Raw genomic sequence first — 25853 nt, 5'->3', positions numbered from 1 at the left:
TGGGGGTGGTGACCGGCGCGCTGACGGTGTGACGGGGCCGGCCAGTGGCCGGCCCCGTCGATGAAGGATTACCAGCCGAAGCGCGCGGTCGCCATCACGGTGCGGCCGCTGCCGTAGTAGCACGACGACACGCCGGTGCAGGTCGATACGAAACGCTTGTCAGCCAGGTTGCTGGCGTTGAGTGCCAGCTGCACTTGGGTGCTGCCGATCTGGCCCACGTCATAGCGGATCGCCGCATCGAACAGCGTGTAGGACGGGATCCGGTACAGGTTGGCGCTGTCGCCGTAGCTGACGCCGTTGTAGCGCGCGCCCGCGGCCAGGCTCAGGCCCTGCAGCGCGCCGGCCTGGAAGGTGTAGTCCGCCCAGAACGAGGCGCTGTAGTCGGGCACCATTGCCAGTTCCTTGCCCTGGTAGGGCGCCGAACGCGTCATCTCCGAGTCCATTCGGGACGCGGCGCCGATCAGGCTGAAGCCCTCGATCGGCGTGATCCGGCCTTCCAGTTCAATGCCGCGCACGCGGCCCTCGTCGCCTTGGATCGAGCAGGTGGCGGTGCCGGTCGCGCCGCAGTTGCGATGCGACGCCACTGGATCATCCACGATCATGTTCTGCTGGCGCAGGTCGTACACCGACAACGTCACCAGCCCATCCACCGAGGCGGGCTGATACTTCAGGCCGGCTTCCCACTGCGAGCCGGTCACCGGCTCGAATGCGGTCTGGGTGAAGCTGTCCAACGGCGATTTGGTCGACGGCTGGAACGACTCGGCGTAGCTCACATACGGGGTCAGACCGTTCTCGAATACATACAGCACGCCCGCGCGACCGGTGAAGGCCTCGCTCTTGATCACATTGCGCCCGCCCGGCGTGGAGATGCCGGTGGCGATATTGCGGTTGGCGCTGCTGCTGTCGTCCTTGGTCCAGTCGTAGCGGCCGCCGAACGTCATCCGCCAGTTGCCGAGCGCCAGCTGGTCCTGCAGATACACGCCGCTCTGCCGGTTGATGCCGGCGGTCGGGGTTTCCGTGCTCACCGTCGGGCGGTAGGTCGAATACACCGGGTTGAAGATGTCGATCGGGCGCGGGCTGCTCATGGCACTGCGCACGCCCTCCCAGTCCGCACGCTGCCAGTCCCAGCCGAGCAGCACGGTGTGATCCACCGCGCCGGTGCTGAAACGCGCCTGCAGGCGGGTATCGAAGGTATCGCCATCGGAGTCGCCGGTGCCCATCACGCCGCGACGGTTCTGGGTACGGCCATCGGCATTGAGTGCGCCGAAGGTGACCACGCTGCGGAACAGCGAATCGACATGCGTGCGGCGCGCGCTCTGGGTCAGCGTGAGGTGGTCGTTGAACTGGTGCTCGAACATCCAGCCGGCCGTCCACAGCGTGCGGCTGAAGGTGTTCCAGTCCGGCTCACCGATGAAGGTGCTGTTCTTCATGTAGCCCGACGTCGTCGGATGGAGCGTGCCGGCGGCCGGCAGGAACTGGTAGGTCGAGCCGCCATCGTCCTTCTGGTACAGGCCCAGCAGGGTCAGACGGCTGCGCTCGGCGAGCTGCCAGGTGTAGCTGGGGGCAAGGAACCAATGCTCCTGCGCGGTGTGCTTGATCTGGGTCTGGCCATCGCGATAGAGGCCGACCAGGCGGAACAGGTGATCATCACCGGCCGTGCCGGCGCCCACGTCAAAGGCCGCGCTGTACTGGCCATTCGCATCGACCCCCAGGCGCAACTGCTGCACCTGGTCGGGGGTGGGGGTCTTGCTGACCTGGTTGACCATGCCGCCCGGGGCCACCTGGCCATACATCACGGCGGACGGCCCCTTGAGCACTTCCACCCGCTCCAGGTTCCAGCTGTCGAACATGCTGCGGTTCCACTGGCTGCCCTGCGGTGCGCGCATGCCATCCAGGGTGACGTTGTTGGACCAGCTGCCGGCATCGAACCCGCGGATGCGGAAATCGTCCACGCGGTTGTCGATGCCCGAGCTTTCCAGGCTGACGCCGGCGACATAGCGCATCGCATCGTTGAGCGACTGCACGCCACGAGCATCCAGTTCGGCGCGCTCGATCACCGAGACCGACTGCGAGGTTTCGGCAAGCGCGGTGCTGGTCTTGGTCGCGCCGCTGGTGCTGTTGGCCGCCCGGTAGGCATTGACGCGTACGGCGTCCAGATCGGTGGCGGTCTGGGCGTGGGCGGTGGGAACGATCGCAGCGGCCAGACAGGCCAGGGCCAGCAGGTTGGGGCGCAACCGGCGCGGATACAGGGTCAGGGAGCAGGGCATGGGCAACAACTCGACAACGCGGAGGAAGGGGGCGCGGGCGCTGGCTCGGCTTCCGGGGTCGGGTGGCGCCAGCCTCGCGGGCGTCGTCAAGGCGACGCATATGGCCCCATTTTAAGGATTGTCGCCCCATTCGCAATTGCGACACATTCGCACATGCGGGGTGGGCCGACCCAGAATCCCCCGCCATGAATGGTGTAAATGTGTGTAAATGACGATCAGTGTTGCAATGGTGGTGCTAATTGGGGCTTGTTGCCGGCCATCAGAGGTCTACAATGCCGGCTACACCCCAGGTGACCCTCATGACTTCGATGCCGCTTCTGACGTTTTTTACCCTGACCCGCGATGTCGCGGCACGGGCGCGTCTGCCAATCGGAGTGCGAGGCTGCTGACCGGAATACCGGTCACCCTGGACCCCACGCAGAGCGCCCACCGGGCGCTCTTTTCGTTTCCACGCAGCAGAACTGTTTGAAGGAGAACGTGCCATGCACCAGATCGCCGAGCCCCAAACCTGGCCGCACGCCCGTTAGCCAACGGCGGCGTGCGGCTCCCCGATGTTGGCAGCGAGACCTATCCCATGAACACCCATACCCAGACCCTTACCCTCCGGCGCAACCTCGGCATCATTGCCCACATCGACGCCGGCAAGACCACGCTCACCGAGCGACTGCTGTGGAAAACCGGCGAGATCCATCGCGTCGGTGAGGTGCACGACGGCGCGGCGACCACCGATTTCTCGGCGATCGAGCGCGAGCGTGGCATCACCATCGGCGCGGCCGCCGTGCAGGCCCATTGGGCCCCGCGCGACCAGCCCATCCATCACCTGACCCTGATCGACACCCCCGGCCACATCGATTTCGCGATCGAAGTGGAGCGCTCCCTGCGCGTGCTGGATGGTGCGGTCGCCGTGTTCTCCGCGGTGGACGGCGTGCAGCCCCAGTCCGAATCGGTCTGGCGCCAGGCGCGTCGCCACGGGGTGCCGCTGATTGCCTTCGCCAACAAGATGGACCGCACCGGGGCGTCCTTCGAACGCGTGCTGACCCAACTGCGCGAGAAACTGCGTGCGACGCCGTGGGCGCTGGGCGTGCCGATCGGGACCGAAAGCCAGTTCAATGGCTGGGTGGACCTGGTCGACCGCAGCACCGTGCATTGGGATGACAAGGGCACCGCCCTGCGTCATGCCTGGACGACCGATGAGGCTGCCCAGTGGCTGCCGCAGCGCGAGGCGCTGATCGAGGCCGTGGCCGATGCCGACGACGTGCTGGCACAGGCGTGGCTGGAAGGCGTGGTGATCGACAACGCACAGCTGCGCGCGGCGATCCGTCGCGGCACCCTGGCCGGTGCGGGCGTCCCGGTGCTGGCCGGCGCCGCGTTCAAGAGCAAGGGGGTGGAGACGCTGCTGGATGCGGTGGTCGACTATCTGCCCTCGCCACTGGATCGGCCGGCAGTGGTCGCCACCGAGAACGGCAGCGAGGTGCTGCTGCCACCGGATCCGGAGGGCCCGCTTGCGGCGCTGCTGTTCAAGATCACGCACCAGAACCACGGTGCGCTGAGCTTCGTGCGGGTGTACTCGGGCACGCTGAAGGTGGGCGATCCACTGGCCAGTTCGCAGCATCCGCAAGGGCGACGCGTCAGCCGCCTGGTGCGGGTGCAGGCCGACCAGACCCACGACATCAAGCAGGCCGTGGCCGGTGACATCGTCGCGGTGCTGGGCTGGAAGGATGCGGTCAGCGGTGAAACGCTGAGTGCACCCTCGCGCCCGCTGCTGCTCGATACGATCCAGGCGCAGCATGCGGTGCTGGCATGGAGGTTGACGGCGGAGAAGGCCTCGGACCTGATCCGCATCAGCCAAGGATTGGCCAGCCTGGCGCAGGAGGATCCGTCGTTCCGTGTCGAGACCGATGCGGACAGCGGTGAAACCCTGATCTGGGGCATGGGCGAGCTGCATCTGGAGGTGATGGTCGAGCGCCTGCGCACGGAGTGGGGCGTCACCATCCGCACCGGCGAGCCGCGCGTGGCCTATCAGGAAACGCCGAAGCGTGCGGTGCAGCGGGTGGAAGGCAAGGTCGCCAAGCAGACCGGCGGCCAAGGCCAGTTCGCCCAGGTGCTGATCGATGTGATGCCGCGCGAGGATGGCGAGGTGACCTTCGTCGACCGCACCGTCGGCGGTGCGATCCCGCGCGGGTTCGTCAACGCGGTGGAGAAGGGCGTTCGCGCTGCACTCGGTGAAGGCCCGCTGGGCTATCCGGTGGTGGGTATCGAGGTGACGCTGGTCGACGGGCAGACCCACGTCAAGGACTCCTCGGACATGGCCTTCCATCGCGCCGGCAGCGAGGCGGTGAAAGCGGCGCTGGCCCAAGCGGGCACGCAGCTGCTGGAGCCGGTGATGGAGATCGCCATCCACGCGCCGTCGGGCAATGTCGGCGATGTGGTGGGTGACCTCAACCGTCGCAGCGGACGGGTGGCCTCGATCGAGGACCAGGATGGGCAGGCGGAAGTGCTCGGCTATGCACCGCTGGCGCGACTGGGTGGCTATACCACCTCGCTGCGTTCGCTGACCCAGGGGCGCGCGTCCAGCGACATGCGCTTGAATGGGTATGAGGCGGCGCAGACGGCCTGACCGTCGATGTGGAACGAGAAGAGGGCCGGGCAACCGGTCCTCTTTCTCCGTGTCAGCGTTGGTAGTCCGCACAGCGCCGGATGCCCGCCCGCAGCTAGAATGTCTGCCGCAATGTCGCACGCAGCCAACGGCCGCAGCGACCGGATTTCTCCTTGGAGTACGGCCATGAGCAACACGCATTTTTATCCGATCGGCACCCCCGGCCAGCCGTGGGGCGATGCCGAACGGGCCCAGTGGCGCGCCAATCAGCAGCGCCAGCGCAGCTACCACGACGATGTGGTAGCTGCGCTCGAGCGCCTGGGCGAGCGTTTCGATGTGGTGCAGTACGGCCAGCTGGACTACGCGCCGGATCATTACCCGCTGTTTGCGGTGGTCAGCCATGCGTGGGATCCGGCACTGCCGACCGCGCTGGTGACCGGCGGCGTGCATGGCTATGAAACCAGCGGCGTGCATGGCGCGCTGCAGTTCCTGGATCAGCGTGCCGAGGCGTATGCGGGCCGTATCAATCTGATCGTCGCGCCCTGCGTCAGCCCGTGGGGCTATGAGCGCATCCAGCGCTGGAATCCCGATGCGATCGATCCCAACCGCAGCTTCCGCGGTGAGGGCCAGATCGAAGAAGCGGCCTCGTTGATGCGCTGGATGGCCGCGCGTGGCGATGATCTGCTGGTGCACCTGGACCTGCATGAAACGACCGACAGCGATCTGCATGAGTTCGATCCGGCGCGCTGCGCCCGCGATGGCATCGCCCTGGTGCCGGACATCATTCCCGATGGCTTCTACGTGATCGGCAACAGCGAAGATCCGCAGCCGGCGTTCCAGCAGGCGTTGATCGCCGCGGTGGAGAAGATCACGCACATCGCCCCCGCCGACGCCAATGGCGAGCTGATCGGCATGCCGCTGCAGTCACCGGGCGTGGTCTGGGGCGAATCGCGTTCGATCGGCGCCTGCGCCGGGTTCACCGACGCGCTGTACGCCACCACCACCGAGGTGTACCCGGACAGCCCGCGGACCTCGCCGCAGGAATGCAACGATGCACAGGTCGCGGCGGTATGCGCTGGCCTGGACTTCGCCCTGGCCCATCCGCGCGCCTGATCGCCCCCCGTTCCCGCCCCCCGCCGGCGCGCTGGTGCCAAGGCGCCCGTGCGCTATCATCGGCCATCAGGGACGGGGGCGTCTGGCCGGAGAGGCTGGCGTCTTGGGAGCGGGGATGATGAGTGGCGATGTCACGCAGTGGCTGCACCGGTGGCGGCGCGGGGATCCGCAGGCGCAGGCGCATCTGTTTGATCTGATCTATCCCGCGCTGCGCGAGATGGCAGCAGCCCGTATCGGCCAGCGCCATGCCGACGTGACCCTGCGGCCGACCGCGTTGATGCATGAAGCGCTGTTGCGGGTGATGGGCTCGGACGTGGAGTTCGTGGATCGCGCGCACTTCCTCGCGCTGGCGGCCTTGAAGATGCGCGCGGTGCTGGTGGATTTTGCGCGCAGTGGCGCGGCAGCCAAGCGCGGGGCCGGGGCGTGGAACCTGACCTTGTCGCATGCTGATCAGGACGTGCCCTATGCGCCGACCTGCGACTACGAGGTCCTGGCGCTGCACCAGGCGTTGATCCAGCTCGCCGGGCACGATGAGCGCGCCGCACGTGCGGTGGAATACATGTATTTCGGCGGGATGGACCGCCAGGAAATCGCGGTCGTGCTGGAGGTGTCGGTGCCGACGGTCGACCGCGATCTGCGCTTTGCGAAGGCTTGGCTCAATCAGCGCCTGGCCTAATCGGGGGCGTTATCGTGACAGGGGGATGGGGCAATGACGGATGACCGCTGGCAGCAGCTGCGCACGATGTTCGATGCGGCGTGCGAACTGCCGCCGACCGCGTGGCGCACCGAGCTGGGGCGGATGACCAACGATCCGGCCCTGCTGGATGAGGTGATCGAGCTGCTGGAAGCGCAGACCATGGCGCTGGACAGCGCGCAGCGCCCCCTGCGCGAGTTGATTGTCCAGCTTGCCGAGCCGGATGTGCAGGTAAGTGAACGGATCGGTCCTTGGCGGCTCACCCGGCGCGTGGCCAGTGGCGGCATGGGAGCGGTGTTCCTCGCCGAGCGCGCTGACGAGACCTACCAGCAACGGGTGGCGATCAAGTTGCTTCGCGGCTTGGCGACGACCGAGATCAGCCAGCGCCTGGCCGCCGAGCGGCAGATGCTGGCCGGGCTGGAGCACCCCAACATCGCCCGGTTGTACGACGGTGGCAGCACCCCTTCCGGCCAACCCTATCTGGTGATGGAGTACGTGGACGGCGAGCCACTGGACCGCGCCTGCTGTGACCGTCCGCTCGATCTTTCCCAGCGCCTGCAGCTGTTCGTTCGGATCTGCCGTACGGTGCAGGCCGCGCACGCACGCCTGGTCGTGCACTGCGATCTCAAGCCCAGCAATATCCTGGTGCGCGCGGACAACGAGCCGGTGCTGCTGGATTTCGGCATCGCACGCTGGCTGGACAGCGCAGCCGAGTCCCGCGCCGACCGTTTCTACACGCCGGTCTACGCCAGCCCTGAACTGATTGCGGGCGAGCCGGTGGGTGTCACCACCGACGTGTACAGCCTCGGTGTGATCCTGGTCGAGATGCTGGCCGATCGCCGGCTTGGCCATGATGGGCAGCCGGCGGGTGCCGCGGTTCCGTTGCCCAGCCGCTGGGCGCGGCCATCGTGCGCGTGGCGAAAGCACCTGGAGGGAGACCTCGATGCGATCGCGGCCAAGGCCAGCGCACGTGACCCCGCCCAGCGCTATGGCTCGGTGGAGGCGCTGGCGGATGACATCGAGCGCTGGCGGACGCATCACCCGGTGCGGGCGCGAGGCGGGCGAGCGGGCTACCGCACGCACCGGTGGCTGCGTCGGCACTGGCAGGCGGCCGGCGTGGCCGTCGCGGTGACGGCCATGGCGGGCGGCTTCGTCTGGCGATTGAGCGAATCCAGTGCGCGCGCTCAGGAAGAAGCGGCGATCGCCGAGCAGGTCAGCGAGTTCCTGGTCGCCGCCTTCGATGCCGCCGATCCGCGCGAGCGCGGTGCACGCGGCACCGAAGATGTCAGTGCACGCGCAGTGCTCGATGCCAGCGCGGCGCAGGTCGATGCGGAGCTGGCCGATTCGCCGGCGTTGCGGGCGCGCCTGCAGAGCGTGCTGGGGCGCGCGTACCAGAACATCGGCCTGCCCAAGCAGGCCGAGACGCTGCTGCGCAGCGCGGCTGAAGGCCTGGCATCGCCGTCGGTCGATCGCGCGCGCCTGGCGGCGCAGACCTACAGCGATCTGTCGGTGGAGATGAGCAACGGCAAGCGGGGCGAAGAAGGCCTGAAGTACGCCGAACGTGCGCTGCAGCTGCTTGATCGCGAAGACGATGCACGCACGCGCGCACATGTGCTGAACTCGCTGGGCCTGGCCTACAGCCAGCTGGAACGCTATCCCCAGAGCGAGGCGGCGTTCCAGCAGTCGCTGGCAATGCGCAGCACCGTCCGCGAGCCGGGCACGGAAGGCGGCACCGCCACGGTGATGCAGAACATGGGGCTGATGTACCGCAACCGCGGTGAGCTGGACAAGTCCGAGCAGCTGCTGCGCGACTCGCTGGAGATCAAACGGCGCCGCAGTGAGACCAGTGCCGATTACCAGCACGGACTGCACGCACTGGCCATGACCCTGCAGGAAGGCGGCAAGCCGAACGAGGCTGCACCGCTGCTGCTGCAGTCGCGCGATCTCAGCCTGCAGCTGTATGGACAGGACAGTTCCCGCACGGCCCTGGCGTACTGCGAGTTGGCCTTGCTGCACATGGATCTCGGTCGTTACACGGAGAGTGCGGAGGGCTTTGATACCTGTCTGCGCATCAGTGCGCTCACCAGTGGCGAAGACAGCATCGACCACGCGATCAACCTCAACAACTACGCCAACCTGGAAGAAGCCCGCGGCGATATGGGCAAGGCGGAGCAGCTGTACCGGCGCTCGCTGGCGATCCGCCGCCAGGTCCTGGGGCCGGACAAGCCTTCCAGCCTGCGGGCAGAGATGAACCTGGCGCGGCTGCTGATGCGCAGCGGTCGTGCCGACCAGGCCGGCCCGCTGATCCAGCGCGTGTTGCCGATCTGGCAGCGGATCAGCCCGGCCGACGCGCCGGATCTGCGCATTTCGCACCTGGGCGAGATCGAGTGGATGATCCACCGCGGGCAATCGGCGCAGGCAGAGCAGGCGCTGCTGGCGATGGCGCCGATCGTACCGTCGATGTCGCCGCCGTTGCAGCTGCGCTACCAGCAGATGCAGGCCGAAGCGGCGCTGCGTGCCGGGCAGGCCGCCTTGGCGGCGACCCGCTGGCGCGCGGTGCTGGAGGGCAATGTTGCGTTGTTCGGGGCAGAAGCGCCGTCCGTGGCACGCTACCGCGTACCGCTGGCCGAGGCGCTGCAGGCCAACGGCGAGCGGGAGGCTGCGCGCCGGCAGATCGCGCAGGCCAAGCCACTGCTGGAGGCAGAGCTGGTGCCCGGCGCACCCTATCTGCAGCGACTGCATGCGCTGGAGGAGCGCCTCAAGGGTTAGGCGACGCCCCGCATCAGCTTTTCAGCCACCCCTGGCAGCCCGCACTGCCGTCGTCCGAGGTGGCCGCCTTTGCGCACGTTGCGGTCATCCGCGCCTGCAGCCGGCTGAGGCTCTCCGCGCCGTGATGCTCGCGGCTCCACGCCTGCAATGCGGTACCGAGCCGTTCGAAGCGCTGGCGGGTACGCTGGTGGTAGCCGGCCGGCTGCACGGCGAGATCGGCGATCACCTCGCCCGTGGCGGTCTCGATCGCCGCCGCATCATCCGGGCTCAGGCGCAGCAGGCCCTCCACGTACAGCACGCCCCACTGCACGCGGGTTGCCGGCCCCTGTGCGCCCTGGTAGGCCTTGTGCAGCCAGGCGATGGCCGAAGCCTTGTCGCCGCGTTCTTCGGCAAGGTCGGCCAATTCAGGCATGTAGTAGTACGGCGTCTCACTCCGATCAAGCTCGGCGAGCAGCAGTTTCTCTGCCGCAGCGTCGTCGTTGATCTGGCGCAGCACGTACACCGCGGTGCTGATCGTCGCTTGGCGCTCGTGCAGCGTGGTCGCGGCCGCATCGGCGGCCGCGACGCGTTGCGTCGCCCTTGTCTTCAGCGCGGCCGGAATGGCCTGGTCGGGGTGCTGCTGGCGCTGCAGGGCGAGTTCGGTGATCACCGTGCCCAGCCGCGCATCGGCCTTGTCGCCGAGTGCGTGGTCGGCGGCATCCAGCGCCTTGAGCAGCTGCACTCCCAGCTGCTGCGCCTGTTCCGGCGTGGCACTGGCCAGCGCCACCAGGGCAGGGCCTTGGTAGCCGAGCAGGTCACGATTGGCCCGGACCTCCGCGGGTGCTGCAAGAACGGCATCGAGCAGGGTGCGGGTGCGGGTGCGTTGCGCCGGTGTGGGTGTCTTGTCCGGCTTGCCGGCGCCGAGCGCCAGTAACGCGAACCGCCGCTGCAGCGCAGGCTCGGGCGCCGCCTTGGCCAGTTGCTGCAGCAATGACGCTGCATCACGATCACCGGCGAGGCGATTGGCATCCACTTCCCAGCCGTAATCGCCGAGCACGCGCCAGTCGTCGGCGCTGACGTCCCCGGGTGTGCTCAGGGCGTGCTGCAGCACCTCGCTGACGGCCGTGCGGCGGCCGGCGGCCAGGGTGAGTGCGCGGGTCAGCGCTTCACTGTCGTTGCCACCGGCCAGGCGGGTGAGCTCGTTGCGCTCGGGGTCGAGCACGATCAGCGTCGGGTAGCCGCGCACGCCGAAGCGCTCGCCCCAGGCCTGCGCGCCTTCTTCGTCGCCATCCAGATAGACGGGCACGTACTGCCGGGTCAGCGCGATGAAGGCCGGATCCTTGAACAGCGTGGCCTTGAGCTGGTTGCAGGGCGGGCACCACACCGCGCCCCAGTACAGCAGCACCGGTTTGCCGCTGTCGCGCGCCTCGGCGAAGGCGTCGTCCACGTCGCCGTGGCGCCAGGCAATTTCCGCAGGCGCCTGCCCGGTCGCAGCAGGCGTGGCGGTGGCAGCGGGGGCGGGGGCAGGGGTGCAGGCAGGTAGCAGGGTGACCACACCCAGCAGACCAAGGGACAGAGCAAGGCGCATTGAGGAATCCAGAAGGGGAGGCAGGGCAGGAGGCGTGCCTGATTGTAGGAAGCGTGGGCAGCTCCGGCCGCATCCCCTTGATTCGGATTGCTCATGACGGCAGGCCTTGCCGTGATAAGGCGCGTGCAGCCAGCCTGCGCGCTTCGCCTGCGTAGCGTTGCCATGGCGCTCGCGCGGTGACGAATGTCATGGTTGGGTCGCACGCGATATCGCCATCGGCGAACACGACATAACGCCTGCGCATTTCTGCATTGGGGCAGGAGCGGGATTAATGAAATCGCTTCCCCCACTACCGATTGCCCCACGATGACAATAGCTCGTTCTTCCCTGCGCCCGCACCTGCTGGCAGTGGCGGTGTTGCTCGCCACCGCATCTCCCTTGGTACATGCACAGTCCACCACCGGCGCGATCGCCGGTCAGGCGCCTGCATCGGCGCAGCGCATGTTCGTTCGCAGCGACACCGGCCTTACCCGTGAAGTGACGGTGGACGCGCGCGGTCGTTACACCATCCCCCAGCTGCCGCTTGGTCGTTACTCGGTGGAGGCGCGTGATGCCGACGGCAACGTGCTGCAGACCCGGCAGAACGTCGCGCTCACCGTCGGCACCAGCACCGAGGTCTCCTTCGCCGAGGTCACCCGGCTGGATGGCGTCCAGGTCAGCGCCGACCGCGCCGCGGCGGCCATCGATGTCAGCAGCGTGGATTCGCGCACCGTGATCACGGCCGAGCAGCTGCAACGGCTGCCGCTGGGCCGCTCGGCCGAGGCCATTGCCCAGCTCGCGCCCGGCGTGATCGGCAACAGCGGCAACGGCACGTATGCCGGCCCGACCGGCGCCCAGCTGGTGAGCTTCGGCGGTTCGTCTGCCGCAGAGAACGCGTACTACATCAACGGCTTCAACAGCACCGACCCACTGCGCGGCCTGGGCGGCCTGACATTGCCCTACGGCAGCATCGACCAGCAGGAAATCTATACCGGCGGCTACAGCGCCAAGTACGGCCGCTCCGATGGCGGCGTGATCAATGCGGTCGGCAAGCGCGGCACCAACGCGTGGCACTTCGGTGGCCAGGCGACCTGGGAACCGGCGTCAGCGCGTTCGGACAAAGATGACGTGCGGTATCCGGGTGACGGTGCGCTGTATGCGCCGGAGAGCAAGGACCGCGAGTGGGTCAGCACGCAGAGCATCTACGCTGGAGGCCCGCTGATCGAAGACCGGCTGTTCTTCTTTGGCTCCTACGAGCTGGAGCGCCGCGAGGGCACCGACGTCAAGAATGTCGAGGCCACCAATGCGTATTCCAATTACGAGTACGAGCGCCCGCGCTGGTACGCCAAGGTGGATTGGAACATCACCGACAACCACCTGCTCGAAGTGACCGGCGCCTCCAGTCGCAACGCCTTCCGGGGCGACATCTTCGCCTACGACTACGACACGCTCACCCGTGGCGCCCAGCGCGGCAAGGAAGACACCACCAAGACCGGTGGCGACCTGTGGACGGCCAAGTACACCGGGTACCTCACCGATCGGCTCACTGTCAGCGCGCAGTACGGCGAAATGCGCACGGATGACTACATCGGCAACCCGGCCTACGACGGCAGCCTGACGTACATCAACAGCCCCACGCTGCAGAACCCGGCCCTGACCGGTGGTGTGCCGATCACCAATGCGCAGACCACCTCGCTGCTGGTCAACCCGGACCGGGGCAACCGCAGCAACAACCTGCGGCTGGATGCCAACTACGTGTGGGGCGACCACAGCATCACCGTCGGCATCGACAACCAGAACGCCCGTGCCTTGAACCGTGGCTCGGTCGCCTCGGCCGATGGCTACTACTGGATCTACGGGCAGTCCAACCCGAACGTGCCGATCAACACCGGCCTGGGCGTGCCGGCCACCGGCGGCATCCGCAATGGCGAAGACGGCTACTACGTGCGGCAGTACATCTACAGTGCGCTGGCCTCGGTGCGTGCGTCGCAGCGGGCGCAGTACATCGAAGACAACTGGCAGGTGACCGATCGCCTGCTGCTCAACCTCGGCCTGCGCCTGGATCAGTTCACCAACTTCAACCGCGATGGCGATGCCTACATCAAGCAGACCAGCGGTCAGTGGGCGCCACGTCTTGGGTTCAGCTGGGACGTCGATGGCGATGGGCGGTTCAAGGTGTTCGGCAACGTGGGGCGCTACTACCTCGCACTGCCGCTGAACCCGGCCTTCAATGCGGCGGGTGCGACGCTTGCCACCTCGACGTACTACACCTACGGCGGCATCGACAGCAACGGCTACCCGACCGACCTCACCCAGTTCTCCGGCGCGGTGTCGGCCAACAACAACTACGGCCTGCTGCCGGATGCGAAGACGGTGGCCACCTCCGGCATCGAGCCGTCCTACCAGGACGAGTTCATCCTCGGCTTCAGCAAGGCATTGGGGCAGAACTGGGTGTACGGGGCCAAGGCGACCTACCGCGTGCTGCGCAGCGGTGTGGACGACTACTGCGATATCGATGCGGTGCTCGGCAAGGCCAGCAGCCTGGGCTACAACGTGACCAAGGACAGCAACCCGGTCAGCTGCTGGCTGATCAACCCCGGGCGCGCCAACACCTTCAATCTGGTCGACACCGGCGGCAATTACGTGACCGTCCCGCTGAGCAACGCGGAAATGGGCTTCCCGCGGTTCAAGCGCAACTACTACGCGGTGAACCTCTCGCTGGAACATCCGTTTGATGGCCGCTGGTATGCCCGCGGCGACTACACCTGGTCGCGCAGCTACGGCACCACCGAAGGGCAGCTGCTCTCCGGCATCGGCCAGACCGCCGTGTCCACGACCCAGGCGTGGGATTACGCCCAGCTGATGGAGCACACCAACGGTCCGCAGAGCAACGATCACACCCATCAGTTCAAGCTGCACGGCTATTACCAGCTGACGCCGGAGTGGCTGGTCTCGGCCAATCTCAAGGTGCTCTCCGGCTCGCCGTTCAGTGCACTGGGCTCGTATGGACCGGACTTCGAAGACCCTTCCGGCTATGGCATCGCGTATCACTTCTACAACGGGCAGCCGGCGCCTCCGGGCAGCCAGGGGCGCCTGCCGTGGCTGAAGCAGCTGGACCTGGGGGTGTCCTACCGCCCCGCGGTGGCCGAGGGGCGGCTGGGCTTCAATCTGGACGTCTTCAACGTGTTCAACCGCCAGGTGGCGCTGTGGAAGTCGCCGTACTCCGAGCTGGATCCGGGCCAGCCCGATCCGCTGTATGGCGCAGCGACCATTCGGCAGGCACCGCGATCGCTGCGGGTCAGCGTGAGCTATGACTACTGAGGGAGCAGGGCGGGGCGGGCGGGGGAGGGACTCCCTGCCCGCCGGCGCTGGCGCGGGCGCCTTTCACGGAGAACGTGGCGCGCCGTTAACGGTGGGCGATGCAGTCTGGGACCATTGCCAGTGGAGCCCCTCATGCAGAACCAGATCCGAATCAAGGCAGGGTTGGCCGCGGTCGGTTTGACGATGCTGCTCTGCGCCTGTTCGCCGCAGGGTCAGGGGGATGCCGCCCCGATCGTGTCGCCCAGCGGCGCGGACCCGGGGGCGGCGAAAGCCGCCGATCCCGGGGGCGCCGTGAGCACGGCCGGGCGGCCAGCACCGGTCTATCAGGAGGGCGCTTCGGGCGTTGCGGTAGGTCCGGTCGCGGGGACGCGGGTGGCGCACGATTTCCAGCGCGACTACCTTGCCTCGCCGACGTGGAAGCTGTTCGCACCGCCGGACAGCGTGGGCACACCGCTGGTGGCGTTGGTACTGGACGGCTCGGATCGGTTGACCGCCGGTGAGCTCCGGATCGGGCGAGGCGAAGATGCCGCGGCAATCAAGACCTGCCTGGAGATGCCTGCCGAAGCGACCGGTCCTGCGGTGGCGGCCACGGTCGATATCGGCGGCGTGCCGTTCACCCACTTCACCGTCGGCGATGCCGCGATGAGTCATTACGTCAACGCGGAGAGCTACCGCGCGGTCCATGACGGCGGCTGCTACGCGATCGATCTGGTCGTGGCGGGAACGCGCCCGGAGGTCTACGATCCGCCGCGCACGCCGCCGTTCGCGCAGGAGGAGGCGGCATCGCGATTGGCGGAGGCGTTGAAGACGGTGTACTGGGTGGAATGAGGGGCGTTCTTCCTGCGCTCGACTCTGGCGCTATGATCTGGTCTTGGCATGGAGACCTCAAGGATAAGGAATGGATGCCACGGCGGAATCACGAACATCTGGACAGCGGGATGCTGGGCTCGCGCTGAGTTTTTCCTGGCTGCACGATAAAGTGGCAGCGTACGTTGCTCATAGTCGCTATCCGAAGCCATCCCGCGTGGAGCGTGCGTCGGTCTGGGTCGGGGTAGGTGCCGCTGGCGTGGGGTTGCTCGTTGCCGCTCTGTCGCCGCGTGTCATTGCCCCACAGCTGGCAGCAGGGGTTCTGTCCGCCTGTCTGGCGGTGGAGCTTGCCGGGTTCGCGACCCACCTGATTCTCATGGCAAAGCGTGAACTGCCTCAGCTGCTCAAGCCGCGATTGGCGCATGCTGCCGAGATGGACTTCGATTTTGCGTACTGGCGCGAGCTCGTTGCAGAGCTGAGTGGGTTTCCGCTTGCGCAGCGGGAGGAGATGCTGAGATTCGCCAGCGCATTGCGCGATCGCATGAATGAGCGGATGGGCCTTGTTTACGGCGGCTTTCAGCGCCTGGGTATTTTCCCGGTGCTGGTCGCGCTCTATCTTCAGTTCCGCAACTGGAAATGGGGCGATTGGGCGTCGGCGTTCGATGTGAACTTAGTGGCTGGCCTGCTCATCTGGATGATGGTGCTTCTGTATGCGGCGGGCTGGCTGCTGATCGGGTTGCGCACCCGAGTAGACACTTACGTCAATCTGCTTGAGTCGGCCCTTCAGGGCGAACGCGCTCCCGGCAAGTAACAAGAACCCCTTGCGCAGTTGGCGTGGGGGTTTGGACAGGCAATGTGGCCGTACCAGACTGAGTTCCCTAACCTGATGAACGATATGACCTCAGCTGAGCAGTTGGATACCTGCGAACACCTCATTCTTGCCGAGATCGGAGAGCCCGAAGAGAATGCGCTTCGCATCGTAGTTGATGAAGCGCTCGTGCTGGATCGGACGGAGTCAATTGAAATCAACGGCGTCTCGCTCAGCGGTATCCGGCCGATCGAGGTGACCACGGATTCTCGTCGTTTCGAGTTGATCTGGGGAACCTACGTAAGCTAAGCGGTTCGAGATGAATCTTACTGCCGCTGGGATGACACAGAGGAATGGCAGGGCGAGCAACTGCGAATCTACTCCAAATCAACATTTTTGGACTTTGTCGCGGCTGGTACCTTCGCTGACGACGAGTACCCAGGACCGTTCAAGCACTACGCAGTGCACTGTGGTAACCACATCGTAGACGTGGCGTCGGAATCGGCGCCAATAGTACGCTGTACGACTCGGCAGCATGTTGGCGGTAACCTGGGTGAAGGCTCGCATCAATTGGTATGGCCTGCTGCTGGAGCAGGTAGAACCACGAAGGCGTTGATGGACTACTTGAAGCGCTCTGCGCTTGCCGCATTCGGCGCTTTCCTGATTCTTGTGCTCTACACGTTGGCGGCGCAACCGCTATCGATGTGGGAATCAAGCTCGCTTCTTCTACTTTTGCTTGTCGGCGCGGCCTGCGCCGTTGTGGCGGGTGTGATCGCAGCGGCACTCGTACGCAAACACCCGGTCGCCATGGTCCTGCTTGCCCAGGTGCTGATCATTCTTATCGTCGGATTCATCTGGCAGCAGTAGATCCCGCAGTCATGCAATGATGTTGCTGCTGGCCACTTTCGATAGCAATGGTCATCACGCACCTGGCTCTCTCGGCGGCACGCTGTCATCACGCTCGTGCCACGCCGGAATCTCCAGGGCATGCTCTTTGAGCATGGCTTGAATGCACGCGCACGCGTGGTCTCTCTCTGCCTGCGCGCATTGATCCAGAATCTCTCCAGCGAGCACCTCGAACTGGGGCCAGAACTGCGCTGGATGGCGCAGTTGCGCCATCCAGTGGACCAGCATCCCGGCCAGCGCATCGAGCTGCACCTGTATGTCGGGACGCACGTTCATCCCGGCGGTGCATCCAGATCAAGCGCGACACGGTAGTAATGGCCGTCGTCGCGGAGCAGGACGCTGAGGTCCGGCTGCAGGACGTCATCCACATGCAGCGTCGGCCGACCCTGCGCCGTGCGGGTCACCACGAACTCATACAGGCTGCGCCCGAAGCGGTAGCTCAGTTCGAAGGACGGCCAATGATCGGGCAGGCAAGGTTCGAGCGAAAGACGATCACCGTCGCGACGGATGCCGAGCAGGGATTCCACCAGCAGGCGATACATCCAGCCGGCCGACCCGGTGTACCACGTCCAGCCACCTCGCCCGACGTGCGGCGACACGGCATAGACATCGGCCGCCAACACATAGGGTTCGACGCGGTAGGTCTGGACCGCCTCGGCGTCCAGTGTGTGGTTGAGGGGGTTGATCATGCCGGCCAGCTCCCAGGCACGCACTGCATCGCCCTGCTGTGCGAATGCCATTGCCGCCCACACCGCCGCGTGGGTGTACTGGCCGCCATTCTCGCGCACGCCCGGTACGTAACCCCGAATGTAGCCGGGGTCCTCCGTGGTCTGGTCGAACGGCGGATCGAGGAGCTGGATCAGCTTGGCGTCCTTTCGCACCAGATGCGTGTACAGCGAATCCAGGGCCTGCGTGGCACGCTCAGGCGCGGCCACGCCTGACAGCACCGACCAGCTCTGGGAGATCGAATCGATGCGGCACTCCTGATTCTGTGACGAGCCCAACATGGCGCCGTTGTCGAACCAGGCGCGGCGATACCACGCCCCATCCCACGCATGGTGTTCCAGGTTCTGGCGCAGGCGTTCGGCCTGTTCTTCGCACCATTGTGCACGCGGGGCATCGCCACGCGCGTTGGCCAGCCCGATGAAGCGGCGAAGCGTGTCGTGCAGGAAGAACCCGAGCCACACACTTTCACCGCGCTGCTGGTCGCCGACGCGGTTCATGCCATCGTTCCAATCGCCGCTGCCCATCAAGGGAAGCCCACGCTCGCCGAGCAACCGGCACCCGCGTTCCAGCGCGACGACGCAGTGCGCATACAGGGTGCCGCGCTGCGCCGAAAGGGTGGGCATGTCGTAGTAGCCTTCCTCTTCCGGTGTCACCGCGCGCCCCTCGATGTAGCCGACCACTTCGTTCAGCACGCTGGCGTCGCCGGTGACCTCCAGGTAGCGGCATGCGCCCTGGGGCAACCACAGATAATCGTCCGAGCAACGGGTGCGCACGCCGCGGCCTTGCGGCGGGTGCCACCAGTGCATCACATCGCCTTCGGTGAACTGGTGTGCCGCGCAGAGCAGCAGGTGTTCGCGGGTCAGGTCCGGGCGCGCGTGTACGAGGGCGAGCGCGTCCTGCAGCTGGTCGCGGAAGCCGAATGCGCCGCCTGACTGGTAGTAGCCACTGCGTGCCAGGTAGCGGCAGCCCAGGGTCTGGTAGACCAGCCAGCCATTGGCCAGTGCGTCGAAGGCCGGGTCCGGCGTGCGCACCTGCACCGTGGCCAGCACATTGCGCCAGTGGATGCGCACGGCGTCCAGTGCATCGATGGCTTCCTGATTGCCTTGGCGGCTTCGTGCCAACGCCAGCGTTTCCTCGCGGTCGCGCCCCGCGCCAAGGCGGAACGTGGTTTCACTGCGATCGCCCGGCGCCAGCTCCAGCGGCACCTGGATCGCCGCGCAGGGATCCAGCCCCGCACCCGCCCGTGCATCCAGACGTTCGCGCCGCAACGCCGCCGGTGCGTGCAGGCCGCCATTGCGACCGATGAACTCCAGGCGGTCACAGGTCCAGCCGCAGCCTTCGGCATCGGTGTCGAAGAAGGCCATCCGGCCGCCGAACTCGGTGCTGTAACTGTTGCGCGCCATCAGCGCCCCGGTCTGCGGGTCGCGTTCGGTGACCACGTGCATACGCGACTTCGGGCGCAGGTCACCCATGACCCATTCCACGTAGCCGATGGCCGACAGCCGCCGTGGCCTGCCCGAGAGGTTGTGCAACCGCAGGACCGAGAACTTCAGCGGGGCGGTGACGTCGACGAAGACCCACAACTCGCTGACGATGCCGTCTTCGATGTGTTCGTAGACGGTGTAGCCGAAGCCATGGCGGGTACGGTACGCGCCGGTACCCCGGCACGGCAGCGGCATCGGCGACCAGACACGGCCGGTGTCCTCGTCGCGCACGTAGAAGGCTTCGCCGCCCGTATCAGACACCGGATCGTTGAGCCAAGGCGTCAAGCGGAATTCGTGTGCATTCTCGAACCAGGTGTAGCCCGGTGCGCTCTCGCTGACGACCGTGCCCAGACGGGCGTTCGCGATCACGTTCGCCCAAGGCGCCGGGGTCGGGGCACCTTCGCGCACCACCACCACATATTCGCGGCCGTCCTCGCTGAAACTGCCGGTGCCGTTGTCGAACAGGCCGGCGCCGCGGTACGGAAGGAACGGCCACGGGTCGTCCACCTCTTCGTCGTGCTCAACGCCCGGGGGCAGTCCGGGTTCGGGCCCGGGGTCGGCGACGATGGCCAGCCCGGGCGTCTCTTCCATCGCCAGGACGAGCTCCTGCTGCTCCGCCTGCGGCACCAGGGCCGGAATGCGTCTCACGGGCAGGGGCTGACGCCCCACCTGGGCGGCCAGCGTGCCGTCCTCGTCGCTGAGCACCACCCTCGCAACCGCCTGCAACAGAATGCGGTCCTCGTGGCTCATGTTCTGCACCGGCCGCACGAAAATGCCGCCGGGGCGATCGAGCAGGCCCGTCTCCGAACTGGCGGCGACCATCCCCAGAATCTGGTCCTGCAGTTCCTGTCGATACCCGGCCTTGCTGTCGTTCCAGATGACCAGATCGGTGTTGAGTCCCTTCTGGCGCCAATACGCATGCGCCTGCACCAGTTGCCTGACCAGTTCCACGTTCTCCGCGTCGGTGACTTTGAGCAGGACGATGGGCAGGTCGCCCGAGATGGCATGGCCCCACAGCCCGGATTGCCCTCGCTGGTTCTGCTGCAGGACGGCGTCGCCCGCGCGCAGCAGCGGATTGGCATACAACACGTGGCTGGCCAGGCGCTCGTACAGCGACGCCTCGGCCTGGCTGGCGTTGATCTGCCGGCGCACCACCTGGCTGTGTGTCCAGGACAGGTCGAAGACGCGGTCTGCCAGGCGGCGATCACGGTATTTGTCGACCATCGCCTCGCACCCGGAGCGGTCCGCGCCGATGCCATACACCATGTCCAGCTGCACGGTCTGCTCGGGCTCCAGCACCACCCGCACGCGGATGGCCACGATCGGGTCGAGCACCGAGCCGTCCGTGCCGGAGAGGTCGGTATCGGTGGTCAACGCCTGCGGCGTCCGCGGCGTGTTGCCACGGCCCAGGAAGCGCGCACGGTCGGTTTCGTACGAGATCGATACCACCTCGGCGTCATGCACGGCGACCAGATGGAACATCCACGGTGGCACTTCGTCGTGCGAACGTGGCCGGCGCGTGCAGAGCACGGCCTGCTTGGCTGCCAGGATCTCGCTCTGCACGAAGAGGTTGCTGAAGGCCGGGTGCGCATCGTCGGAGGCTGCGGGCGCCAGCACCACTTCGGCATAGGTGGTGATCTCCACCGTGCGCTGGCGACGGCCGCGGTTGGTCAGGCGCAGGCGCCTGAGCTCGATGTCGTCCTCGGCGGAAATGGCGACCTGCAGATGACTCTCGCAGCCGCGGCGGGCACCACGGAACTCTGCCTTGGCGTCGGAGAAGATCGCCTCGTAATGGTCCAGCGCCACGCAGGTGGGCTGGTAGGCGGCAGACCAGAACTCGCCGCTGTCCACGTCGCGCAGGTAGCAGAACGTGCCCCAGGCATCGGTGGTGCCGTCTTCGCGCCAGCGGGTGAGTGACAGGTCGCCGTGGCGGCTGTAGCCGCCGCCGGCATGGGTCAGCATGCCGTGGTAGCGCCCGTTGGAGAGCAGCTGCACTTCCGGGCGCGGGCCAGCCGGGTCGCGCAGGACGCGTAGGGAGGTCTCGTGCTCGGCCATGGCCGAGTGCTCGCCGAGGGCTTCGACCTCATGCGGATGGAACACGCCGATGCGCGGAATGCGTTCCTGCAGCAGCAGCAAGGTGGCCTGGAACTCGGTATCGGCAACGAAACGGCGCTGCATCGGCTGGTCGCGCAACAGGTAATCCAGCGACAGCAGGCCCATACCCTGGTGGTGGGCCATGAACGAGCGCAGCAGCACGTGATCCTGCCCCGGCGGTAGCCGGGCGGGGGTGTAGTCGATCGCCTCGTACATACCGAAGCGCCCGGAGAACCCCAGCCCTTCGAGTGCCTGGAGGTTCTGGCACGCCGCCTCCGGCGCCACCATCAGCGCCATCATGCTGGCATAGGGCGCAATCACCCGATCCTGGCCCAGGCCGCGCTTGAGCCCCAACCCGGGCACGCCGAACGCGCGGTACTGGTAGTTCAGGCGCGCATCCACAGCGTTATAGCCCGACTCGGACACGCCCCACGGCAGATTCAAGGTGCGGCCGTAGACGATCTGCGCCTCCACCGCATGCCGCGCGGTCTGGTCGAGCAGCGTGTCGGGATAGCTGGGCATCACCAGCTGCGGCATGAGGTACTCGAACATCGAGCCACTCCACGACAACAGCGTCGGTGTGCCGTTGACCTCGGTGAGCATCCGCCCGAGCGCGAACCAGCTTTCCTGCGACAACTGGCCCTGGGCGATGGCGACGAAGGCGCACAGCCGCGCTTCGGAAGCCAGCAGGTCGTAGAAGCTGTTGTCGAGGCGATGGTCGTCGACGTTGTAGCCGATCGAGAGCAGGTTCCGAGTGCGGTAGAACAGGAACCCGTACTCCATCAGCGAGAACTGCCCGGCACGATGCGCCAGCGCCTGCAGCTGCTCGATGCGCGCGCGCGCGTCCGCACCGACGGAGCCGGGCAGGGCGGCCAACTCGCGCAGGCTCGGTACTTGCGCCTCGTCGTCGGCGCCGGCATCGGCAGGGAGGTCGGCGAGTGTTGCATGGGCGGCATGGCATTCGGCAGCGAACAGGGCCGGCCAGTGCAGCGCACCTTCCTCGGGCGACTCCGGTGCCGGCCATTGCGCCAGTACGGCGTCGGCCAGACCGGCCAGCTCCTGCAACCGGGCGAGCAGCTGCGCCGTGCCACCGGGTGGATCGGTACGCGTTGAGGCCAGGCGCTGGCGAAGGTGGTTGAGCGCCTCGCCCAGTGGTGCGTCAGCGGGGCGATGGCGCTGCCGTTCCTCTTCCAGTACGCCGAGCGTATCGGCCAGGCCGTCGAAGGTGTGTGGCGCCAGCACCGGCGCGTCCACCAGCGCGAGCAGGCCTTGGCGCAGCGTCAGCAGGTGGCCGGCCAGGTTGCCGCTGTCCACGGTGGAGACGTAGCGCGGCTGCAGCGGCGCCAGGGTTTCGGTGTCGTACCAGTTCAGGAAGTGGCCGCGATGGCGCGGCAGCTGGTCCAGCGTATCGAAGGTGAGGGCGGTACGTTCCGCGACCGCGCCCAGCTGGAGCCAGCCGAAATCCCACGCCGACAGATTGGCCAGCAGGGACAAGCCGATGTTGGTCGGCGAGGTGCGCCGCGCCACCACCAGGGTTGGATGCTCCTGGATGTTATCCGGCGGCAGCCAATGATCCTGCTCGCGCACCCACGCCTGGAAGAACGACCAGGTGCGCCGTGCCAGCCGGCCCAGGAATGCCCGCTGTGTCACCGAAAGTTCGGCCACGCTTGCAGCCGGCGGCCGGCCGAGCCACGCCATCAACGCGGGCGCGAAGGTCCACGCCAACAGCAGGGGCAGGGCGACAGGCAGCGCCTGCGGAGCCACGCTGGCCACCACTGCCGCCAGCGCAATTGCCAGCAACGATGCCGGCGCCATCACCCGCCATTCCGCGCCGCGGTCGCTGCCGAGGCGGCGCTCGACTTCGCTGGAGGGGTTCCATTGCAGCAGATGGCGGCGGGTGACGGTCATGCGCCAGAGCGTGCGCAGCACCGCGCCACCGGCAAGCAACGCTTCGTAGGGCAGACACGCGACCTGGGTGGCCGCGCGCAGCAACGACTGCAGCGTGCCGCGCCCGACCATGATGTAGTGCGCTTCCAGCGGGGTGTCGTCCGGAACGCTCAGCGCATCGCGCAGCATGCCGATCAGCGGCGGCGCGAACCACAGTGCCAGCACCCATGCCGTCCACGCAGCCGGGCTTTCGGCATACAGCCAGCCCGCCACGAGCAAGGCCAAGGCAGCGATCGGCACCAGGCTCCGGCGCAGGTTGTCCAGCAGCTTGCCGCGCGACAGCAGGCTGAGCCGGTTGCGTTCCCAGCCCGATCCCGGGCGCGGTGTCCACGGCATCAACCAGGGCAACAGCTGCCAGTCGCCGCGGATCCAGCGCGCACGGCGCTTGGCATCGGCGGCGTAGCGTTCGGGATAGTCCTCGTACAGGCGCACATCGCTGACCAGGCCGGCACGTGCATAGCAGCCTTCCAGCAGATCATGGCTGAGGATACGGTTCTCGGGCAGGCGGCCCTCGAGCGCATGCTCGAACGCTTCGACGTCATAAATGCCCTTGCCGACGAACGAGCCTTCGTCGAACAGGTCCTGGTAGACATCCGAGACCATGCGCGAGTACGGATCGATGCCGGGTTCGCTGCCGAACATCCGCGCAAACCGCGAGGTGCGGCGCGTGCCAAGACTGGTGCCGACGCTGGGCTGCAGGATGCCGTAGCCCTCCACCACGCGTTGCAGGGCCGGATCGAAGCGCGGGCGGTTGAGCGGGTGCGCCAGGGTGGCGACGAAGGCGCGTGCGGCATCCCGCGGAAGCTGCGTGTCCGAATCCAGGGTGATGACGTAGCGGACGCCGATCAGGGCCGCCGTGTCACCGACAGTGCGCATGAACGCGACCGCATCGCCCTGGCGGAGCAGGGCATTGAGCGCTGCCAGCTTGCCGCGCTTGCGCTCGTGCCCCATCCACACCCCTTCACCCGGGTTCCATTGCCTGGGGCGGTGCAGCAGGTAGAAGCGATCGCCGCGCTCGGCCGCATAGCGACTGTTCAATTCCTCGATGCGCTCCACGGCGTGCGCGAGCAGGGTGTCGTCCGTCGGCGTCTCGGCGGCCGCAGCGTCGAGGAAGTCCGTCAGCAGCACGAAGCGCAGCTGAGGGTCGCGATTGGCCAGGAAGCGGACCTCCAGCGCTTCGGTCAGGACATCGATGCCGTCGATGCTGGACAACATCGAGGGGACCGCGACCACGGTGGAGCAGGCCGCAGGGATGCCTTCGCTGAAATCGAGCTTGGGAAGCGGCCTGGGCGTGACCAGTACCGTCGCCGTCCAGTTCACCAGGACGATGCCCAGCTCGCTGAACACCAGGAGCCCGAACAGCGCGGCCAGCCACACGGGCACCGAACCACTGCCCGAGGCCAGCAGGCCAGCGGTGGCCACTACCGCCAGCAGGACGATCGGCAGCAGGTACAGCGAAAGGGGCACGCGGTGCGCCAGCCGCCGTGCCTTGCGGTGGCGGGGTGCCGCCTCGGCCACCGCGGCCACGGTGGCGTCCACGCCTTCGCCCACGAGCCAATAGCCCACGTGCGTACGTGGCCCATCGTGCGGCGCAGCCGCGCGTGCTAGATCCAGCGCGATGGTCGCAACGCGTTCTTCCGCGACGCGGCTGCCGCGCGCGATCTTCTCTACAACATGGCGATAGGCATCGCGGGTGCCGAAATCCATCTGCGGATAGACGGCCATCGGGTCTTCCCGCAGCCGCTGCTCGACCACACTCATGTCTTCGACAAAGGTGCGCCAATCCATGGTGGAGAGGAAGCGCAGGCTGCCGATGCTGTTGCCGATGGAGACCTGGTCAGCCGCCTGCTGCTGCCCCTCGGCGGCGACCAGTTCGTCGATGCGCTGCCCAGCCGCGGCGGCCCACTGTTCCAGCCAGGCGACGGGCATGGCCCACGCGCCGCCGCGCCCCTGCAGCGACCGGGTCAGCTCGGCGATGAAGGCGCCAGTCAAGGGTGGCTCGGAGCGTGCCATGTCCGCCACCACGAGCACGACATCGGTCGGGGTGTCGGACGCCGCGCGGTTGAGACTGTCCGCCCATTGGGCAGCCAGGCCACGGTCCGTCCCGTCGCGCATCACCCGCGCCGCCATGCGCCGCAGATTCTCCAGCAGGGCCAGGCGCAGCATGATCGGAACGGCCCACAGTTCGCCCAGGCTCAGCGGCGCCAGCGACTGGTACGAGGCGATGAAGCGGCCCAGCGTATCGCCATCAATGCGGCCATCGCCGTGCGCGATCGCCTGCATCGACAGCTCATACACGCGCGGCAACCCGGCCGAGGGGCCGGCGACCAGCGAAGGCAACTGCCGGCTGTAGCCGCGCGGCAGGTGGCGTCGCGCGGTCTGGATCTGTTCTTCGATCAGGTAGTAGTTGTCGAGCAGCCATTCCCCGGCCGGGGTCACCGGCCGCTGTTCGCGCACTACGTTGCTCAGCAGCGTGTTGGCATCTTCCAGGACACGTTCGTTGGCCTGCAGGCGATCGAGCAGGCGCTCTGCGCCAGGTCGCATCCGCACCCGGTGCTGGCGCGCGAGTGCGCGGCCGTACACCTCCATCTGTTCAACGCTGTACAGCGCCGCACGCAGGGGAACCTCGGTGGCTTCGATGGCCGGAACCGAGGCCTGGCGCTCCCGCCAACGCCAACGGACAAGACGACGCAGGCGGAGCCAACGACCAAAAAGACGACGAAAGTGGGGCATGGTTTACCGAGGGGGGCAGGTCGCGGCCTTCATAGTTGCATT

Annotated in this window: 13 protein-coding genes; 9 read left to right on the top strand and 4 right to left on the bottom strand. The window is 67.0% G+C overall.

Annotation, left to right across the window (positions count from 1 at the left end):
* Positions 1-68: 68 nt before the first annotated feature.
* Positions 69-2267, bottom strand: coding sequence for a TonB-dependent siderophore receptor (locus tag AC06E9_RS07710; RefSeq protein ID WP_478055835.1), 2199 nt, complete (start codon positions 2265-2267; stop codon positions 69-71).
* Positions 2268-2841: 574 nt separating this feature from the next.
* On the opposite strand from AC06E9_RS07710, the gene fusA reads away from it, so the two are divergent.
* The 4 genes from fusA (at position 2842) to AC06E9_RS07690 (ending at position 9439) form a co-directional block, all read left to right on the top strand.
* Entirely contained in the window at positions 2842-4884 is a 2043-nt protein-coding gene (gene fusA, locus AC06E9_RS07705; RefSeq protein ID WP_478055834.1) for an elongation factor G, read from the top strand.
* 165 nt (positions 4885-5049) lie between these two features.
* Positions 5050-5976, top strand: a complete 927-nt coding sequence (locus AC06E9_RS07700; RefSeq protein WP_461769815.1) for a M14 family metallopeptidase — start codon at positions 5050-5052, stop codon at positions 5974-5976.
* A 118-nt stretch (positions 5977-6094) separates the two neighbouring features.
* Complete coding sequence (locus tag AC06E9_RS07695) at positions 6095-6652, top strand: ECF-type sigma factor (protein ID WP_183073619.1); 558 nt, start codon at positions 6095-6097, stop codon at positions 6650-6652.
* A gap of 33 nt (positions 6653-6685) precedes the next feature.
* Entirely contained in the window at positions 6686-9439 is a 2754-nt protein-coding gene (locus AC06E9_RS07690; protein ID WP_478055833.1) for a tetratricopeptide repeat protein, read from the top strand.
* A 13-nt stretch (positions 9440-9452) separates the two neighbouring features.
* Here the strand turns inward: AC06E9_RS07690 and AC06E9_RS07685 are convergent, their stop codons facing one another.
* Complete coding sequence (locus AC06E9_RS07685; protein WP_152153223.1) at positions 9453-11006, bottom strand: thioredoxin family protein; 1554 nt, start codon at positions 11004-11006, stop codon at positions 9453-9455.
* A gap of 306 nt (positions 11007-11312) precedes the next feature.
* Between AC06E9_RS07685 and AC06E9_RS07680 the strand changes: the two genes are divergently transcribed.
* The 5 genes from AC06E9_RS07680 (at position 11313) to AC06E9_RS07660 (ending at position 16788) form a co-directional block, all read left to right on the top strand.
* The gene (locus tag AC06E9_RS07680) at positions 11313-14306 is read left to right on the top strand and encodes a TonB-dependent receptor (protein ID WP_478055832.1); all 2994 of its coding nucleotides are present in this window, start codon (positions 11313-11315) and stop codon (positions 14304-14306) included.
* 132 nt (positions 14307-14438) lie between these two features.
* On the top strand, positions 14439-15134 hold the full coding sequence (locus AC06E9_RS07675; protein WP_478055831.1) for a hypothetical protein: 696 nt from the start codon (positions 14439-14441) through the stop codon (positions 15132-15134).
* A gap of 70 nt (positions 15135-15204) precedes the next feature.
* Positions 15205-15924 (top strand): hypothetical protein, encoded by a 720-nt coding sequence (locus tag AC06E9_RS07670; RefSeq protein ID WP_478055830.1) that lies wholly within the window; start codon positions 15205-15207, stop codon positions 15922-15924.
* Between the two features lie 75 nt (positions 15925-15999).
* Entirely contained in the window at positions 16000-16230 is a 231-nt protein-coding gene (locus tag AC06E9_RS07665) for a hypothetical protein (protein ID WP_478055829.1), read from the top strand.
* 306 nt (positions 16231-16536) lie between these two features.
* Positions 16537-16788 carry a hypothetical protein gene (locus AC06E9_RS07660; RefSeq protein WP_478055828.1) on the top strand — a complete coding sequence of 84 codons (252 nt, stop codon included), beginning with the start codon at positions 16537-16539 and terminating at the stop codon, positions 16786-16788.
* 54 nt (positions 16789-16842) lie between these two features.
* Here AC06E9_RS07660 and AC06E9_RS07655 read toward each other — a convergent pair whose 3' ends face one another.
* Together AC06E9_RS07655 and AC06E9_RS07650 are read right to left on the bottom strand one after the other, a co-directional pair.
* Positions 16843-17103 (bottom strand): hypothetical protein, encoded by a 261-nt coding sequence (locus tag AC06E9_RS07655; protein WP_478055827.1) that lies wholly within the window; start codon positions 17101-17103, stop codon positions 16843-16845.
* Entirely contained in the window at positions 17100-25811 is an 8712-nt protein-coding gene (locus tag AC06E9_RS07650; protein ID WP_478055826.1) for a GH36-type glycosyl hydrolase domain-containing protein, read from the bottom strand. The genes AC06E9_RS07655 and AC06E9_RS07650 overlap by 4 nt, the downstream gene beginning before the upstream one ends.
* Between the last annotated feature and the right edge of the window lie 42 nt (positions 25812-25853).

This window comes from Stenotrophomonas sp. Steno-Z10-BAI (assembly GCF_056393115.1).
This window is presented reverse-complemented; position numbering and strand designations above follow the sequence as displayed.

Excerpts from the sequence above, each read along its gene's own strand:
- AC06E9_RS07710 (WP_478055835.1), bottom strand. The coding sequence starts at position 2,267 with ATGCCCTGCTCCCTGACCCTGTATCCGCGCCGGTTGCGCCCCAACCTG.
- fusA (WP_478055834.1), top strand. The coding sequence starts at position 2,842 with ATGAACACCCATACCCAGACCCTTACCCTCCGGCGCAACCTCGGCATC.
- AC06E9_RS07700 (WP_461769815.1), top strand. The coding sequence starts at position 5,050 with ATGAGCAACACGCATTTTTATCCGATCGGCACCCCCGGCCAGCCGTGG.
- AC06E9_RS07695 (WP_183073619.1), top strand. The coding sequence starts at position 6,095 with ATGAGTGGCGATGTCACGCAGTGGCTGCACCGGTGGCGGCGCGGGGAT.
- AC06E9_RS07690 (WP_478055833.1), top strand. The coding sequence starts at position 6,686 with ATGACGGATGACCGCTGGCAGCAGCTGCGCACGATGTTCGATGCGGCG.
- AC06E9_RS07685 (WP_152153223.1), bottom strand. The coding sequence starts at position 11,006 with ATGCGCCTTGCTCTGTCCCTTGGTCTGCTGGGTGTGGTCACCCTGCTA.
- AC06E9_RS07680 (WP_478055832.1), top strand. The coding sequence starts at position 11,313 with ATGACAATAGCTCGTTCTTCCCTGCGCCCGCACCTGCTGGCAGTGGCG.
- AC06E9_RS07675 (WP_478055831.1), top strand. The coding sequence starts at position 14,439 with ATGCAGAACCAGATCCGAATCAAGGCAGGGTTGGCCGCGGTCGGTTTG.
- AC06E9_RS07670 (WP_478055830.1), top strand. The coding sequence starts at position 15,205 with ATGGATGCCACGGCGGAATCACGAACATCTGGACAGCGGGATGCTGGG.
- AC06E9_RS07665 (WP_478055829.1), top strand. The coding sequence starts at position 16,000 with ATGAACGATATGACCTCAGCTGAGCAGTTGGATACCTGCGAACACCTC.
- AC06E9_RS07660 (WP_478055828.1), top strand. The coding sequence starts at position 16,537 with ATGGACTACTTGAAGCGCTCTGCGCTTGCCGCATTCGGCGCTTTCCTG.
- AC06E9_RS07655 (WP_478055827.1), bottom strand. The coding sequence starts at position 17,103 with ATGAACGTGCGTCCCGACATACAGGTGCAGCTCGATGCGCTGGCCGGG.
- AC06E9_RS07650 (WP_478055826.1), bottom strand. The coding sequence starts at position 25,811 with ATGCCCCACTTTCGTCGTCTTTTTGGTCGTTGGCTCCGCCTGCGTCGT.